This is a genomic window from Streptomyces sp. BK208 (genome assembly GCF_004364245.1).
Classification (GTDB): domain Bacteria; phylum Actinomycetota; class Actinomycetes; order Streptomycetales; family Streptomycetaceae; genus Streptomyces.
Map to the genome: position 1 here is coordinate 239,236 of NZ_SOAV01000003.1, position 14,983 is coordinate 254,218.

Below are 14,983 nucleotides of genomic sequence, written 5' to 3' on the forward strand. Positions count from 1 at the left end.
GCCGTAGCATCCCCTACGGACCGCCTCATCCGCTCCTCGGTCAACGCGACCACCGTCGAGCGCAGTTGGTCCGGTGTCCGTGGAGGTTCTATGAAGCAGCGCGGCAGACACCGCCGGCGCAGACGGGGCAGGGCGCTGCGCGCGGCCCTGACCGGCGCGGCACTCGCGTTGACCGGTGCCGCCACGCTGATCAGCGCCTCTCAGGCCACGGTCGCCGACGATCCCGGCACCCTCAAACCCCTCACCTCCGCGGCCGACACCGACGCACTGCGGCTGACCGAGCACCGGGTGCCGACGGCCTGGCTCGACCGGCTCTCCGCCGCGATGGGCGACCCGGTGGGCGTCGACACGGTCCTCGCCTCCGCCGACCGCAGGCTGCGCGAGGACGCCGACTGCACGGCCGGGGAGCGCGAGGACCTGCCGGTCTCCCCCGCCGCCACCCGCGCCTACTGCTGGGACGAGGCGGACACCGACGGCTGGCGCCCCGGCGCGGTCACCACCTCGGCGGACGCCGACGAGGACGGCCGCTGGGGCACCCATCGCGTCGTCCTCTCCGCCTGGTCCCGCGACGACGGCACTCCCCAGGGCGGCCTCGCCCGGGTCTCCTTCGTCGACGCCGACGGCCCCGGCCGGCTCGGCTACGCCTCGGCGCTCCTCGCCGTGCCGGTCGACGGCGGCCACGACTACCGGGGGCTCGCCTCCCCCGTCACCGGCATGGTCTGGTACCAGGACAAGCTGCTGGTCACCGCCGCCACCGGGGACCGCGAGGCGCTGTACGTGTACGACGTGGACCGGATCCAGCGCGCCACCACCGCGGCGGACGCCGTCGGGCGGGTGCCCGGCGGCTGGGCGGCGGGCGGTCACCGGTACGTGCTGCCCGCCGTCGCCTCCTACCGGCTTCCCGACACCGACGGCGCGGCCCGGCCCGGCGCGATCTCCCTGGACCGCGGCACGGCCCCGGCCAGCCTGGTGGCGAGCGAGCGCGTGGACGCGGACGACGGCCGGCCCACCCGGCTGTGGCGCTACGCGCTGCGCACCACCACCGACCCGGCCCGCACCGGGCTGCCCGCCACCGACTCCGCCGGGCACGTGGACGCGGTGGAGGCGTACGAGACCGGGGCGGCCGAGGTCGGCGGCGTGCTGTCGTACCGTCCGCCGGGCACGGCACGGACCGAGTGGTACCTGGGGCGCACGGCCGGCGGACACGAAGGGCGCGGGACCCTGTGGCGCCAGGACTCGGAGGGCGCCCGGGCCTCGGAGTGCGGGGCGGACCGGTCGCAGCGGTGCTGGAGCGGCCGGGCGGGCTCGCTGTCGTACGCGGCGCCGACCGGCGAGGTCTGGTCCCAGTCCGGCCGCGTGCTCTTCGCCCTGCCGCTGTCGGCGATCGTGGACGCGATCGGCTGACGGGAACCCCGGGCCGCGCGGGGCGGGAATCGACAGATCCGCGAAGCGGATGGTTCCCTGACCGGCATGACCAACATCGCCGTGACCACGTGGTCCCTGGAGCAGACGGCGCCCACCGATCTGCTGCCGGCCGCCGCACCGGAGGGGGACGTCCGGATCGTCCGCGCCGAAGTGCCCTCCCCCGAGTTCAGCCGCTTCCTGTACGCCTCGGTCGGCGGCGACATCCGGTGGACGGACCGGCTCGGCTGGAGCCACGCGCGGTGGCGGGAGCACCTGGAGCGGCCGGGCGTGGAGACCTGGGTCGCCCACGACCGGGGCACACCCGCCGGATACGTGGAGCTGACGCCCGGGGACGACGGGGTCGTGGAGATCGAGTACTTCGGCCTGATCGAGGCCTTCCGCGGCCGGGGTATCGGCGGTCACCTCCTTTCCTTCGGCACCGCCCGCGCCTGGGACCTGGCGGAGCGCTGGCCGGGGCTGGCCACCACCAAGCGGGTGTGGCTGCACACCTGCAGCAAGGACGGCGCGCACGCCATGGCCAACTACCAGCGGCGCGGCTTCCGCCTGTTCGACACCAAGGTGGAGGAGGAGGCGGACGTGGCCACCCCGGGGCCGTGGCCCGGGGCCTTCCCCGCCTGACCTGCGCCGACACATCGTTTTCCGGCCGTGTCACCGGCCGCGCCGCCACACGAGTGACCAAGGACACCCTTGTCTCGCCCCACGAGACAAGGGTGTCCACATTTTGGATTAAGCTGGACCAGTCACAGATCGCCGTGCCACGCTTCCGTCATGTCTGGAACTGGAATTGCCTTGGTGAGTCGGCGGCACGTCGACCTCGGCCGCATGTCCAGCGCCATCTGTCCGGGCCGCTGAGAGCCCCCTCCAGCACCTCCGGATTCCCCGCATTCTCCTTGCTCCCGCGCAATGACGCGCACGCGTGCCTCCTGTACGCCCACGTAGTGCCATGCGCCATGCGCGCAGGTCAGAGCCGCTTTCCGCCCGTTTTCAAAGGACGTGTCACACCATGGCCGCCACTCCGCCGAAGCCTGCTGCCGCGAGCCCCCGCCGCAAGGTGAGCCGTCACCGCGGTGAGGGCCAGTGGGCGGCCGGGCACTTCACCCCGCTCAACGGCAACGAGCAGACCAAGAAGGACGACGACGGTCTCAATGTGCGGACACGCATTGAGACGATCTACTCCAAGCGCGGTTTCGACTCGATCGACCCCGGCGACCTGCGCGGCCGCATGCGCTGGTGGGGCCTGTACACCCAGCGCCGGCAGGGCATCGACGGCGGCAAGACGGCCATCCTCGAGCCGGAGGAGCTGGACGACCGCTACTTCATGCTCCGCGTCCGCATCGACGGCGGCGCCCTGACCACGGCCCAGCTGCGCGTCGTCGGTGAGATCTCGCAGGAGTTCGCGCGCGGCACGGCCGACATCACCGACCGGCAGAACGTCCAGTACCACTGGATCCGGATCGAGGACGTGCCGGAGATCTGGAACCGCCTGGAGGGCGTCGGCCTGTCCACGGTGACCGCCTGCGGCGACACGCCCCGCGTGATGATCGGCTCCCCCGTGGCGGGCATCGCCGAGGACGAGATCATCGACGGCACGCCGGCCCTGGAGGAGATGAAGCGCCGGGTCCTGAACAACCCGGCGTACTCGAACCTCCCCCGCAAGTTCAAGACCGCGATCTCCGGGTCGCCGGTGCAGGACGTCGTCCACGAGATCAACGACGTGGCGTTCGTCGGCGTCGAGCACCCCGAGCACGGGCCCGGTTTCGACCTCTGGGTCGGCGGCGGCCTGTCCACCAACCCCAAGCTGGGCGTGCGGCTGAACGCCTGGGTGCCGATCGAGGACGTGCCCGACGTCTACGAGGGCGTCATCTCCATCTTCCGCGACTACGGCTACCGGCGGCTGCGCAACCGCGCCCGCCTGAAGTTCCTGGTCGCCGACTGGGGCCCGGAGAAGTTCCGCCAGGTGCTGGAGGACGAGTACCTGAAGCGGAAGCTGACCGACGGCCCGGCGCCCGCCGAGCCCACCAGCCGCTGGCGCGACCACATCGGCGTGCACCGGCAGAAGGACGGCCGCTACTACGTCGGCTTCGCCCCGCGCGTCGGCCGTGTCGACGGCACGGTCCTCACCAAGGTCGCCGACCTGGCGGAGGCGCACGGCTCGGGCCGGGTGCGCACCACGGTCGAGCAGAAGATGATCGTCCTCGACGTCGAGGAGGGACAGGTCGACTCCCTGGTGGAGTCCCTGGAGGCGCTCGACCTCACCGCCCGCCCCTCCACCTTCCGGCGCGGCACCATGGCCTGCACCGGCATCGAGTTCTGCAAGCTCGCCATCGTCGAGACCAAGGCGCGCGGCGCCTCGCTGATCGACGAACTGGAGCGCCGCCTCCCGGACTTCGACGAGCCCCTCACCATCAACCTCAACGGCTGCCCGAACGCCTGCGCCCGTATCCAGACCGCGGACATCGGCCTCAAGGGCCAGCTCATGCTCGACGAGCGGGGCGAGCAGGTCGAGGGCTACCAGGTGCACCTGGGCGGCGCCCTCGGCCTGGAGGCCGGCTTCGGCCGCAAGGTGCGCGGCCTGAAGGTCACCGCCCGGGAGCTGCCGGACTACGTGGAGCGCGTGCTGAAGCGCTTCCAGGCCGAGCGCGAGGACGGCGAGCGCTTCGCCGCCTGGGCGGCCCGGGCCTCCGAGGAGGCCCTGTCGTGACCGAGCGCGCCGCGCCCTTCTACTGCCCCTACTGCGGCGACGAGGACCTGCGTCCGGGCGAGCAGGGCCACGGAGCCTGGGAATGCGGGGCATGCAACCGCGCCTTCCAGTTGAAGTTCCTCGGGCTGCTGACCCGGGGACTTCAGCCCGACTCCACGGGAGGGGAACCGATATGACGGCGGTTCAGGAAGAACGTACGACCGAGGAACTCAAGGCACTCGCCGAGCGGGCGGGCCGTGAGCTGGAGGACGCCACCGCGCTGGAGATCCTCCGGTGGGCGGCCGGGACGTTCGGCAAGCGCTTCTGCGTGACCTCCTCCATGGAGGACGCGGTCGTGGCCCACCTCGCCTCGCGTGCCCTGCCCGGCGTGGACGTGGTGTTCCTCGACACCGGCTACCACTTCCCGGAGACCATCGGCACCCGTGACGCGGTCGAGGCCGTGATGGACGTCAACGTCATCACGCTCACGCCCCGGCAGACGGTCGCCGAGCAGGACGCCGAGTACGGCCCGAAGCTGCACGACCGCGACCCCGACCTGTGCTGCGCGCTGCGCAAGGTGAAGCCGCTGGAGGAGGGCCTCGCGGGCTACCAGGCCTGGGCGACCGGGCTGCGCCGCGACGAGTCGGAGACCCGGGCGAACACGCCGGTCGTCGGCTGGGACGAGAAGCGGGGCAAGGTGAAGATCTCGCCCATCGCGAAGTGGTCACAGGAAGATGTGCAAACGTACGTCACCGAGCACGGCGTCCTCACCAATCCGCTGCTGACGGACGGCTATGCCTCCGTGGGCTGCGCGCCCTGCACCCGCCGTGTGCTGGAGGGCGAGGACGCCCGCGCCGGACGCTGGTCGGGCCGCTCCAAGACCGAGTGCGGACTGCACGGCTGACATGACGACCACCACCGGACCGACGACGTCGGGACCATCGACCTCCAGGGAGAACCACGTGACGACCGGAGCCACCGTCTGGCTCACGGGGCTGCCCAGCGCCGGCAAGACCACCATCGCCCGCGCGCTGGCCGAGCGCCTGCGTGAGGAGGGCCGGCGCGTCGAGCTGCTCGACGGCGACGAGATCCGCGAGTTCCTCTCCGCGGGCCTCGGCTTCGACCGCGCGGACCGGCACACCAACGTGCAGCGCATCGGCTTCGTCGCCGAACTGCTCGCCCGCAACGGCGTCACGGCGCTGGTCCCGGTCATCGCGCCGTACGCGGACAGCCGCGACGCGGTGCGCGAGCGCCACGAGGCGAACGGCACGGCGTACGTCGAGGTGCACGTGGCCACGCCCGTCGAGGTGTGCTCGGTGCGCGACGTGAAGGGCCTGTACGCCAAGCAGGCCGCGGGTGAGCTGACGGGGCTCACCGGGGTGGACGACCCATACGAGGAGCCCGTCAAGCCCGACCTGCGCATCGAGTCGCAGGACCAGACCGTCCACGAGTCCGCCGCGGCGGTCCACGCCCTGCTCACCGAAAGGGGACTGGCATGACGACGTCCGTGACGTCCGCGGCCGCGGTGGAGGGGGGTACGGGCAGCCCGTACGCCCTCTCCCACCTGGACGCGCTCGAGTCCGAGGCGGTGCACATCTTCCGCGAGGTGGCGGGCGAGTTCGAGCGGCCGGTGATCCTCTTCTCCGGCGGCAAGGACTCGATCCTGATGCTGCACCTGGCGCTGAAGGCGTTCGCCCCGGCGGCGGTGCCGTTCTCCCTGCTGCACGTGGACACCGGGCACAACTTCCCCGAGGTCCTGGACTACCGCGACCGCACGGTCGAGAAGCACGGGCTGCGGCTGCACGTCGCCTCCGTGCAGGACTACATCGACCGGGGTGTGCTCAAGGAGCGCCCGGACGGCACCCGCAACCCGCTGCAGACGCTGCCGCTGACCGAGAAGATCCAGGCGGAGAAGTTCGACGCCGTCTTCGGCGGCGGGCGCCGGGACGAGGAGAAGGCCCGCGCCAAGGAGCGGGTGTTCTCGCTGCGCGACGAGTTCTCCCAGTGGGACCCGCGCCGCCAGCGCCCCGAGCTGTGGAACCTGTACAACGGCCGGCACGCCCCCGGCGAGCACGTCCGGGTCTTCCCGCTGTCCAACTGGACCGAGCTGGACGTGTGGCAGTACATCGCCCGCGAGGGCATCGAACTGCCGGCCATCTACTACGCCCACGAGCGCGAGGTCTTCGCCCGCTCCGGCATGTGGCTGACCGCCGGCGAGTGGGGCGGCCCGAAGGACGGCGAGAGCGTCGAGAAGCGGCGGGTGCGCTACCGCACCGTCGGCGACATGTCCTGCACCGGCGCCGTCGACTCGGACGCCGACAGCATCGAGAAGGTGATCGCCGAGATCGCCGTCTCCCGCCTCACCGAGCGCGGCGCGACGCGTGCCGACGACAAGATGTCCGAGGCCGCGATGGAAGACCGCAAGCGCGAGGGGTACTTCTAACCATGACCAGCACCACCGAGCCCATCGAGCCCGCCCCGTCGGCCGAGTCCGCCGAGGCGCTGTCGGTGTGGCAGCTGTCGGAGACGACGCTGCTGCGCTTCGCCACCGCCGGATCGGTCGACGACGGCAAGTCCACGCTGGTCGGCCGTCTCCTGCACGACTCCAAGTCGGTCCTCACCGACCAGTTGGAGGCCGTCGAGCGCGCCTCCGCGAGCCGCGGCCAGGACGCCCCGGACCTCGCGCTGCTCACCGACGGCCTGCGGGCCGAGCGCGAGCAGGGCATCACCATCGACGTGGCCTACCGCTACTTCGCCACCCCGCGCCGCCGGTTCATCCTGGCGGACACGCCGGGCCACGTGCAGTACACGCGGAACATGGTCACCGGAGCCTCCACGGCCGAGCTGACGGTGATCCTGGTCGACGCCCGCAACGGCGTCGTCGAGCAGACCCGCAGGCACGCCGCGATCGCCGCGCTGCTGCGCGTCCCGCACGTCGTCCTGGCCGTCAACAAGATGGACCTGGTCGACTACCAGGAGTCCGTCTTCGCGAGGATCGCCGAGGAGTTCACGGCGTACGCCACCGAACTGGGCGTCCCCGAGGTCACCGCCATCCCGATCTCGGCGCTCGCCGGTGACAACGTGGTGGAGGCCTCCGCCGTCATGGACTGGTACGGCGGCCCGACGGTCCTCGAGCACCTGGAGACCGTGCCGGTCAGCCACGACCTGGCGCACTGCCACGCCCGGCTCCCCGTCCAGTACGTGATCCGGCCGCAGACCTCCGAGCACCCCGACTACCGCGGCTACGCGGGCCAGATCGCGGCCGGCACCTTCCGCGTCGGCGACGAGGTCACCGTGCTGCCCTCGGGCCGCACCTCGAAGGTGTCCGGGATCGACCTGCTCGGCCAGCCGGTCGAGGCCGCCTGGACGCCGCAGTCGGTGACGCTGCTCCTGGAGGACGACATCGACATCTCGCGCGGCGACCTGATCGTGCCCCGCGAGGACGCCCCGGACACCAGCCAGGACGTCGAGGCCACCGTCTGCCACGTCGCCGACGCGCCGCTCACCGTGGGCCACCGGGTGCTGCTCAAGCACGGCACCCGCACCGTCAAGGCGATCGTCAAGGACATCCCGGCCCGGCTCACCCTGGACGACCTGTCCCTGCACCCGCACCCCGGGCAGCTCGTCGCCAACGACATCGGCCGCGTGAAGATCCGCACCGCCGAGCCGCTGCCCGCGGACTCCTACGCCGACTCGCGGCGCACGGGCTCGTTCATCCTGATCGACCCCAGCGACGGCACCACGCTCACGGCCGGCATGGCGGGCGAGTCCTTCGCCGCGCCGGAGCCGGTCAAGGACGCGGCCGACGACGACGGGTGGGACTTCTGAGCATGCGTTCCCCCGACTTCTACTCCACGTTCGCCAAGGAGGGCGGCCGCGTAGGCAGCGGTTTCCTCGGCAGCGGGCAGGGCGGAGTGGCGCGATGTGCGCGCTGACGTACGCGCACCGCTCGCGCGCCCACACCCCCCACAGCCGAAGACCTGCCGACCTCCCGGCCACGACCTGACACCTCGGACGATCCGACAGGCGTGCGTGCCGGACCAACGAGAGGAACACCTCCCGTGCCTGCCACCACCGCCCTTCGCCGCACCCTGGCGGTCATAGCCGCCCTTCCCCTGCTCTCCCTGGCCGCCTGCGGGTACGGCTCCGAGGCGAAGGACGACGACTCCGCCAAGGTCGCCGAGGGCGCCGACAAGATCGACGGCCTCGACTCCGTGCGGATCGGGTACTTCGGCAACATCACGCACGCCACGCCCCTGGTCGCCAACCAGAAGGGCTTCTTCCAGAAGGCGCTGGGCGCCACCGAGGCCAAGTACGCGGTCTTCAACGCGGGCCCGTCCGAGATCGAGGCGCTGAACTCCGGCTCCATCGACATCGGCTGGATCGGCCCCTCGCCCTCGATCAACGGCTACACCAAGTCCGGCGGCAAGAACCTGCGCATCATCGGCGGTTCCGCGTCGGGCGGCGTGAAGCTGGTGGTGAACCCGGACAAGATCAAGTCCCTGAAGGACGTCGAGGGCAAGCGCATCGCCACCCCGCAGCTGGGCAACACGCAGGACGTGGCGTTCCTCAACTGGATCGCCGAGCAGGGCTGGAAGGTCGACGCGCAGAGCGGCAAGGGCGACGTGACGGTCGTGCGCAGCGACAACAAGGTCACCCCGGACGCCTACAAGTCCGGTTCGCTGGACGGCGCCTGGGTGCCCGAGCCCACCGCGTCCAAGCTGGTCGCCGAGGGCGGCAAGGTGCTCCTCGACGAGTCGACGCTGTGGCCGGACGAGAAGTTCGTGATCACGAACATCATCGTGTCGCAGAAGTTCCTCAAGGAGCACCCGAAGGCCGTGGAGGCGGTGCTGAAGGCGTCGGTCGACACCAACGCGTGGATCACGGCCCACCCGGACGAGGCGAAGACGGCGGCCAACGCCCAGCTGGAGAAGGACTCCGGCAAGGCGCTGCCCGCGGCCGTGCTCGACCAGGCCTGGAAGTCGATCAAGGTCATCGACGATCCGCTGGCCTCCACCCTCGACGCCCAGGCGAAGCACGCCGTGAAGGCCAGCCTGCTGGACAAGCCCGACCTGACCGGCATCTACGACCTGACGCTGCTCAACAAGGTCCTCAAGGCCAAGGGCGAGCCCGCGGTCGACGACGCCGGACTCGGCGTCGAGTAAAGCCCGGATCCGACCACCCAGGAGGTGACGACCATGGCCACGACCACGACCCTCGCCAAGGCCGCCGACGGCACCGAGCCGGCCGCGTACGCCGCCCGGATCGAGCACGTCTCGAAGTCCTTCGCGGGCCCCGCCGGGCAGCAGCTCGTCCTGGACGACATCACCCTCGATGTCGCGCCCGGCGAGTTCGTCACCCTCCTGGGAGCCTCCGGCTGCGGCAAGTCCACGCTGCTGAACCTGGTGGCGGGCCTCGACGAGCCCAGCGCGGGCGGCATCAGCACGGACGGGCGGCCCGCCCTGATGTTCCAGGAGCACGCCCTGTTCCCGTGGCTGACCGCGGGCAAGAACATCGAACTCGCCCTGAAGCTGCGGGGCGTGCCCAAGCCCGAGCGCCGCGGCAAGGCGGAGGAGCTGCTCGAACTCGTCCGCCTCCAGGGCGCGTACGGCAAGCGGGTGCACGAACTGTCGGGCGGTATGCGCCAGCGGGTCGCGCTGGCGCGGGCGCTCGCCCAGGAGAGCAGGCTGCTGCTGATGGACGAGCCGTTCGCGGCGCTCGACGCCATCACGCGGGACGTGCTGCACGACGAGCTGACCCGCATCTGGCGCGAGACGCGGCTGTCCGTGCTGTTCGTGACGCACAACGTCCGCGAGGCCGTGCGGCTGGCCGAGCGGGTCGTCCTGCTGTCCTCGCGTCCCGGGCGCGTGGCGCGCGAGTGGACGGTGGGCATCCCGCAGCCGCGCCGTATCGAGGACACCGCCGTGGCGGAGCTGTCCGTCGAGATCACCGAAGAACTGCGTGGGGAGATCCGCCGACATGGCCAGCACTGACACGACGCGTCCCGCCGGGGACCGCGGCGCGAAGGACGTCGGCGACCTCGCCGGTCTGGAGGCCGGCCTGGACGCACTGGAGTCGGTGCAGCAGGGCCGCACACCGCTGCGGCGGACCTTCGTCGAGAAGATCCTGCCGCCCGCCGTCGCGGTCCTGCTGGTCCTCGCGGTGTGGCAGGCCCTGGTCTCCTTCGAGATCGTCGACGACCCGACCAAGCTGCCCGCCCCGTCGGACGTGTGGGAGGTCGTCCACCAGGCGTGGCTGAAGGGCGAGTTGATCGGCTACATCTGGACCAGCGTCTCGCGCGGCCTGCTCGGTTTCTGCTTCGCGCTGCTGATCGGCACCCCGCTGGGACTGCTGGTGGCGCGGGTGAAGTTCGTGCGCGCGGCGATCGGCCCGATCCTGTCCGGCCTCCAGTCGCTGCCGTCGGTGGCCTGGGTGCCGCCGGCCGTGATCTGGCTGGGCCTGAACAACTCGATGATGTACGCCGTCATCCTGCTCGGCGCGGTGCCCTCCATCGCCAACGGCCTGGTGTCCGGCGTCGACCAGGTCCCCCCGATCTTCCTGCGGGCGGGCCGCACCCTGGGCGCGACGGGGCTGAAGGGCACCTGGCACATCGTGCTGCCGGCCGCGCTGCCCGGCTACGTCGCCGGCCTCAAGCAGGGCTGGGCCTTCTCCTGGCGTTCGCTGATGGCCGCCGAGATCATCGCGTCCTTCCCCGACCTCGGGGTGGGCCTCGGGCAGTTGCTGGAGAACGGCCGCAACGCCAGCGACATGGCCATGGTCTTCGAGGCCATCCTGCTCATCCTGATCGTCGGCATCGCCATCGACCTGCTGATCTTCAGTCCGCTGGAGCGGTGGGTGCTGCGCAGCCGCGGTCTGCTGGTGAAGGGCTGAGGTACGCCATGTCCACGTCGCTCCGCCCCGTGCTCCTGGTCGTCGCCCACGGCAGCCGCGACCCGCGGCACGCCGCGACCGTGCACGCCCTGGTCCGCCGGGTCAGGGCGCTGCGTCCGGACCTGCGGGTGGAGACCGGCTTCCTGGACTTCAACGTCCCCTCGGTGCCGGGCGTCCTGGAGTCCCTGGAGACGGAGGGCGTGCGGGACGTGGTGGTTCTTCCGCTGCTGCTGACCCGCGCCTTCCACGCCAAGGCGGACATCCCCGCGGTCCTGGCTGCGGCGCCGCCCCGGCTGCGGATCCGGCAGGCCGAGGTGCTCGGCCCGTCGCCGCTGCTGCTGTCGGCGCTGGAACGGCGCCTGTACGAGGCGGGCCTCACGCCCGCCGACAAGTCCTCCACCGGGGTCGTGCTGGCCTCGGCGGGGTCCTCCGACCCGGAGGCGATCGCAGTGATCGCTGACATCGCGCGGGAGTGGCGGCTCACCGGTTGGTGCGCCGTGCGGCCTGCGTTCGCCTCCGCATCCCTTCCGCGCACCGAGGACGCGGTGCGGCAGTTGCGCGCGCTGGGGTGTGCGCGCGTCGCGGTGGCCCCGTACGTCCTGGCCCCGGGTTTCCTGCCGGACCGCATCGCGCGGGGCGCGGCCGGGGCGGATGTGCTGGCGGACGTCCTGGGCCCCGCACCGGAGGTGGCGCGGGTGCTGCTGGAGCGGTACGACGCCGCGCGGGCGCCGATGGCGCGGGCGGCCGGGGCCGCCTGAGGTCAGGGACCGGTCAGTTCCGCCAGCTTGGTGACGGTGTTCCAGTTGCGGGTGGTGGCGACGACCCCCTTGTTGACACGGGGTTTGGCCAGGGCCTCGGCGAGCTTGGAGCGGCCGAGGCCGTCCGGCGCACAGAGGTACAGGGCGCGGTCGCCGAGCCGGAACTCCTCGGGCAGGAAGGCGTCCCGGTCGACCGGCGCGAAGCGCTCCTCGGCGACCGGCGCGGAGAAGTACGTGACGTGCAGTTGCCTGGCCTCCAGTTCGGCGGCGGGGAAGGGGCACGCCTCGACGACCGCCTCCAGGTAGGCGTGGTCGCGCACGATCACGTCCACGGGGAAGCCGAACCGCTGCTCGATCGCCCGGGCAAGGTCGGCGGCGAGGGAGTCCTCGTCGCCGTGGTCGGAGGCGAAGACGGCCTGCCCGCTCTGCAGATGGGTGCGTACGGCGTCGTGACCGAGGGAGGTCAGCAGCGCGCGCAGGTCGGCCATCGGGACCTTCCGGCGGCCGCCCACGTTGATCCCGCGCAGCAGGGCCGCGTACATCGTCGTCATCGGCACACCATAGAACGGCCGTCGTGCCCCGTGGGGGTGGGCACGACGGCCGGGCCGCGCGCCGGGCGCACGTGCGCGTCACTCTCTCCGATGCGGTGCGCGGAATTCAACCACCGCACGCGCCTGTGACGTGTTCGACAACGCCGCGAAGGTGCCCCATCGCAAGGTGGCGGCAGGGGGCCGGCACCGCACATGAGGGGCAGGCCGGTCATGCGGACCCGATAGACACGGGTACGGGGCACAGCCGCGCCGCGGGGCCCGTCGGTTCCGGGGGGGGACCGACGGGACCCGCGGTGTGCGGTACGGGGAATCAGCCCCGCGCGGCGGCCAGTTCGGCCTCGATGAGGTCGGCGGCCCGCCGGGTGCCGCCCTCCTGGGCCATCCGCGCCTGGATCTCCTTCAGCCGCCCGGCCACCTCCGGGTCGTCGACCAGGGCGAGGGCGGCGGTGCGCAGCGCCTCGGCGGTGGCCTTCTCGGTCGGGAGCGTACGGGCGACACCGAGGCCCTGGAGCATGTCGGCGTTGCCGAACTGGTCCGCGGCCTGCGGTACGGCGATCATCGGCGTGGCGGTCGCCAGGCCCTCCTGGCTGCCGCCGGCGCCCGCGTGGGTGACGAACAGGTCGGCCTGCTGGAGGATCGCCAACTGCGGCACCCAGGTGCGCACTTCCACGCCGGCCGGTACGTCGCCCAGCTCGGCGGGGTCGACGTGCCGGCCGACCTGGAGCACCGTGTGCCAGCCGGGCAGCCCACCGAAGGCCTCGACGCACTCCCGGTAGAACGCGGGCTGCTTGGTGAAGGCGGACCCGAGGGAGACGAGCACGACCTTGCCGGCGTCCTCGGGACGCGTCCAGTCCCCCTCGGAGGTGCGGTCCCCCTGGCAGGCGCCGACGAAGGTGTACACCTTCTCGTCGACGCGGTCGGCCTGGGGCTGGAGCGCCTTGGGGATCAGCACGAGGGAGCGGTCGGGGCGGCCGAGGAACGGGTCGGGGTGCTCGGTGATCCCGTTCTCCTCCAGCCAGGCGTGGAAGCGGGCGTAGTACGCCCGGCCGCGCTCGGTCTTCAGCGGCTCCTCCCACATCGGCTCGGCGACCTCCTGCTCGTATCCCTCCCAGGCGACCATGCAGGGCGACAGGGAGATCGCCGGCACGTTCCAGCGGCGGCTGAGGACGCGGGCGGGGTACGAGGCGATGTCGTGCAGGACCAGGTCCGGTTCGTCCCCGTCGTACGCCTCGGCGAGCTGCGGGAGCGACTGGATCGCGTCGTCGAGGAAGGGCTCGACGTTGTCCAGCAGGGTGCTCCCCCATGCCTCGGGGTCGGCGTCGGGACCGGGCAGCGTGCTGTTCCAGAGCTTGGGCTCGGCGCCGGCCTCGGCGACCTTGTCCGCGAGGAGCGGCGGGATCGCGTACGTCACCCGGTGCCCCCGCGCGACGAGTTCGCGGATCACCTCGAGGCTGGGGTTCACGTGACCGTGGGCGGCGATGGAGAACATGGCGATGTGCGCGGGAGTGGACATGACCCCACCGTACGCGAGACGAGACGTCTCGTGCAACTGATGGTGCTTCACCCCACCAGCTCCTCGTGCAGCCGCAGCCAGCGGCCGGGCGCGACCTCGCCGACGAGTACGCCGGGATCGAGCCGCGCGGCCCGGAACGCCGCGTCCACCCGGCGCCGCGGATGGGCCCGGCGCAGGGACGCGTGCAGCGAGCCGCCGACACCCGAGAAGCCGAGCTCGACCAGGTCCGCCCAGGTCCGGCGGGCGGCGGCGTCGGTCAGCAGCGGGGGGCGGCGCCGTTCGAGGCGGAGGATGCCGGCGTCGACGCGCGGCGCCGGGCAGAAGCGGTGCCGGCCCACCCGGCCCACCAGCCGCCATTCGTGCCGCGGCCAGGTCAGGACCGTGAGCAGGCTCCAGCGGCCGTAGTCGCCGGTGCGTTTGCGGGCGTACTCGAGCTGGGTGAGGAGGGTGGCGTCGGTGAGACCGGGTGCGGTCAGGCACCACTCGAGGATGTCGGCCGTGCGGGAGAACGGGACGTTCCCGGCCACCGAGAAGGGCGCGCGCGGAGGCCGGGCGGCGAGGAAGTCACCGGCGACGACGCGGACGTGCGGGCTGCCCGCGAAACGGGCGCGCAGTACCGGCACGAGCCGGGGGTCGATCTCGTAGGCGTGCAGCTCGCGGCTGCGGCGGGCGAGCGGCTCGGTGAGGGCGCCCCTGCCCGCGCCCACCTCGACGACGAGGGGCGGGCGCCCGCGGTCGGGGGCGGCGAGCCGGGCGACGTGGTCGGCGGTGGCGCGGTCGGCGAGGAAGTTCTGCGAGAGCGTGCGGGCACGCTGGGTGGGGCGGGCCATGGCCTGCGGTCCTTGTCTTCCGTGACGAAAGGGAAAAGGGCAGCCGAAGGCCCTGACCGGAAGACGAAGGCGAAAAGGGATGCGGAGGCTCAGCCCCGCCGCACGCGCGCCGGGCGCGTCGGACGCTTCGGGCGCGTCAGCGGCGGGGGGACCCCGGGCCGGTCAGGGCTCCGGGGCCACGACGCATCCTGATGGCGTACGTGCGGCCCCGGCCGAGACCGGAGTTGAAGATCGCGTTGAAAGCTGCCACGGAGTCGACGCTAGGCGGGTCCGCGCCCGGCCGGCAACCGGTTTTCGCGCGGGCGGACGCCGGCGCGGACCGTCGTCGGTGCGGG

General features: G+C 72.2%; 15 protein-coding genes. 12 read left to right on the forward strand and 3 right to left on the reverse strand.

The genetic code is table 11. The annotated features are described in order from the left end of the window. Positions 1-90: 90 nt before the first annotated feature. From EV562_RS09500 to EV562_RS09560, 12 genes are all read left to right on the forward strand, one after another. Positions 91-1,404 carry a hypothetical protein gene (locus EV562_RS09500; RefSeq protein WP_133886270.1) on the forward strand — a complete coding sequence of 438 codons (1,314 nt, stop codon included), beginning with the start codon at positions 91-93 and terminating at the stop codon, positions 1,402-1,404. A 66-nt stretch (positions 1,405-1,470) separates the two neighbouring features. Beyond that, positions 1,471-2,043, forward strand: a complete 573-nt coding sequence (locus EV562_RS09505; RefSeq protein WP_133886271.1) for a GNAT family N-acetyltransferase — start codon at positions 1,471-1,473, stop codon at positions 2,041-2,043. A 385-nt stretch (positions 2,044-2,428) separates the two neighbouring features. Then, positions 2,429-4,126 carry a sulfite reductase SirA gene (gene sirA, locus EV562_RS09510; protein ID WP_133886272.1) on the forward strand — a complete coding sequence of 566 codons (1,698 nt, stop codon included), beginning with the start codon at positions 2,429-2,431 and terminating at the stop codon, positions 4,124-4,126. After that, on the forward strand, positions 4,123-4,302 hold the full coding sequence (locus EV562_RS09515; protein ID WP_133886273.1) for a hypothetical protein: 180 nt from the start codon (positions 4,123-4,125) through the stop codon (positions 4,300-4,302). The genes sirA and EV562_RS09515 overlap by 4 nt, the downstream gene beginning before the upstream one ends. Further along, complete coding sequence (locus EV562_RS09520; RefSeq protein ID WP_133886274.1) at positions 4,299-5,009, forward strand: phosphoadenylyl-sulfate reductase; 711 nt, start codon at positions 4,299-4,301, stop codon at positions 5,007-5,009. Before EV562_RS09515 ends, EV562_RS09520 begins: the two co-directional genes overlap by 4 nt. A gap of 1 nt (position 5,010) precedes the next feature. Continuing rightward, positions 5,011-5,604 (forward strand): adenylyl-sulfate kinase, encoded by a 594-nt coding sequence (gene cysC, locus EV562_RS09525; protein WP_166661690.1) that lies wholly within the window; start codon positions 5,011-5,013, stop codon positions 5,602-5,604. After that, the gene (cysD, locus tag EV562_RS09530) at positions 5,601-6,548 is read left to right on the forward strand and encodes a sulfate adenylyltransferase subunit CysD (protein ID WP_133886276.1); all 948 of its coding nucleotides are present in this window, start codon (positions 5,601-5,603) and stop codon (positions 6,546-6,548) included. Before cysC ends, cysD begins: the two co-directional genes overlap by 4 nt. A gap of 2 nt (positions 6,549-6,550) precedes the next feature. Further along, a complete protein-coding gene (locus EV562_RS09535) occupies positions 6,551-7,933 on the forward strand; it encodes a GTP-binding protein (protein WP_133886277.1) in 1,383 nt (460 codons plus the stop codon). A 233-nt stretch (positions 7,934-8,166) separates the two neighbouring features. Then, positions 8,167-9,270 carry an aliphatic sulfonate ABC transporter substrate-binding protein gene (locus EV562_RS09545; RefSeq protein WP_133886279.1) on the forward strand — a complete coding sequence of 368 codons (1,104 nt, stop codon included), beginning with the start codon at positions 8,167-8,169 and terminating at the stop codon, positions 9,268-9,270. A gap of 33 nt (positions 9,271-9,303) precedes the next feature. Beyond that, positions 9,304-10,098 (forward strand): ABC transporter ATP-binding protein, encoded by a 795-nt coding sequence (locus EV562_RS09550; protein ID WP_133886280.1) that lies wholly within the window; start codon positions 9,304-9,306, stop codon positions 10,096-10,098. After that, entirely contained in the window at positions 10,085-10,996 is a 912-nt protein-coding gene (locus EV562_RS09555; protein WP_133886281.1) for an ABC transporter permease, read from the forward strand. Before EV562_RS09550 ends, EV562_RS09555 begins: the two co-directional genes overlap by 14 nt. Before the next feature lie 8 nt (positions 10,997-11,004). After that, positions 11,005-11,754, forward strand: a complete 750-nt coding sequence (locus EV562_RS09560) for a sirohydrochlorin chelatase (protein WP_133886282.1) — start codon at positions 11,005-11,007, stop codon at positions 11,752-11,754. 2 nt (positions 11,755-11,756) lie between these two features. Here the strand turns inward: EV562_RS09560 and EV562_RS09565 are convergent, their stop codons facing one another. The 3 genes from EV562_RS09565 to erm(O) form a co-directional block, all read right to left on the reverse strand. Further along, positions 11,757-12,305, reverse strand: coding sequence for a DUF1697 domain-containing protein (locus tag EV562_RS09565; protein ID WP_133886283.1), 549 nt, complete (start codon positions 12,303-12,305; stop codon positions 11,757-11,759). A 310-nt stretch (positions 12,306-12,615) separates the two neighbouring features. After that, positions 12,616-13,869 carry a glycosyltransferase gene (locus EV562_RS09570; protein WP_133886284.1) on the reverse strand — a complete coding sequence of 418 codons (1,254 nt, stop codon included), beginning with the start codon at positions 13,867-13,869 and terminating at the stop codon, positions 12,616-12,618. After that, the gene (gene erm(O) / locus EV562_RS09575; protein WP_133886285.1) at positions 13,866-14,648 is read right to left on the reverse strand and encodes a 23S rRNA (adenine(2058)-N(6))-methyltransferase Erm(O); all 783 of its coding nucleotides are present in this window, start codon (positions 14,646-14,648) and stop codon (positions 13,866-13,868) included. Before erm(O) ends, EV562_RS09570 begins: the two co-directional genes overlap by 4 nt. Positions 14,649-14,983 lie beyond the last annotated feature (335 nt).

Bases quoted from the DNA above. Each gene is read 5' to 3' on its own strand.
- cysC (WP_166661690.1), top strand. From the start codon at position 5,011: ATGACGACCACCACCGGACCGACGACGTCGGGACCATCGACCTCCAGG.
- EV562_RS09565 (WP_133886283.1), bottom strand. From the start codon at position 12,305: ATGACGACGATGTACGCGGCCCTGCTGCGCGGGATCAACGTGGGCGGC.
- EV562_RS09550 (WP_133886280.1), top strand. From the start codon at position 9,304: ATGGCCACGACCACGACCCTCGCCAAGGCCGCCGACGGCACCGAGCCG.
- EV562_RS09500 (WP_133886270.1), top strand. From the start codon at position 91: ATGAAGCAGCGCGGCAGACACCGCCGGCGCAGACGGGGCAGGGCGCTG.
- cysD (WP_133886276.1), top strand. From the start codon at position 5,601: ATGACGACGTCCGTGACGTCCGCGGCCGCGGTGGAGGGGGGTACGGGC.
- sirA (WP_133886272.1), top strand. From the start codon at position 2,429: ATGGCCGCCACTCCGCCGAAGCCTGCTGCCGCGAGCCCCCGCCGCAAG.
- EV562_RS09535 (WP_133886277.1), top strand. From the start codon at position 6,551: ATGACCAGCACCACCGAGCCCATCGAGCCCGCCCCGTCGGCCGAGTCC.
- EV562_RS09555 (WP_133886281.1), top strand. From the start codon at position 10,085: ATGGCCAGCACTGACACGACGCGTCCCGCCGGGGACCGCGGCGCGAAG.
- EV562_RS09560 (WP_133886282.1), top strand. From the start codon at position 11,005: ATGTCCACGTCGCTCCGCCCCGTGCTCCTGGTCGTCGCCCACGGCAGC.
- EV562_RS09520 (WP_133886274.1), top strand. From the start codon at position 4,299: ATGACGGCGGTTCAGGAAGAACGTACGACCGAGGAACTCAAGGCACTC.
- EV562_RS09505 (WP_133886271.1), top strand. From the start codon at position 1,471: ATGACCAACATCGCCGTGACCACGTGGTCCCTGGAGCAGACGGCGCCC.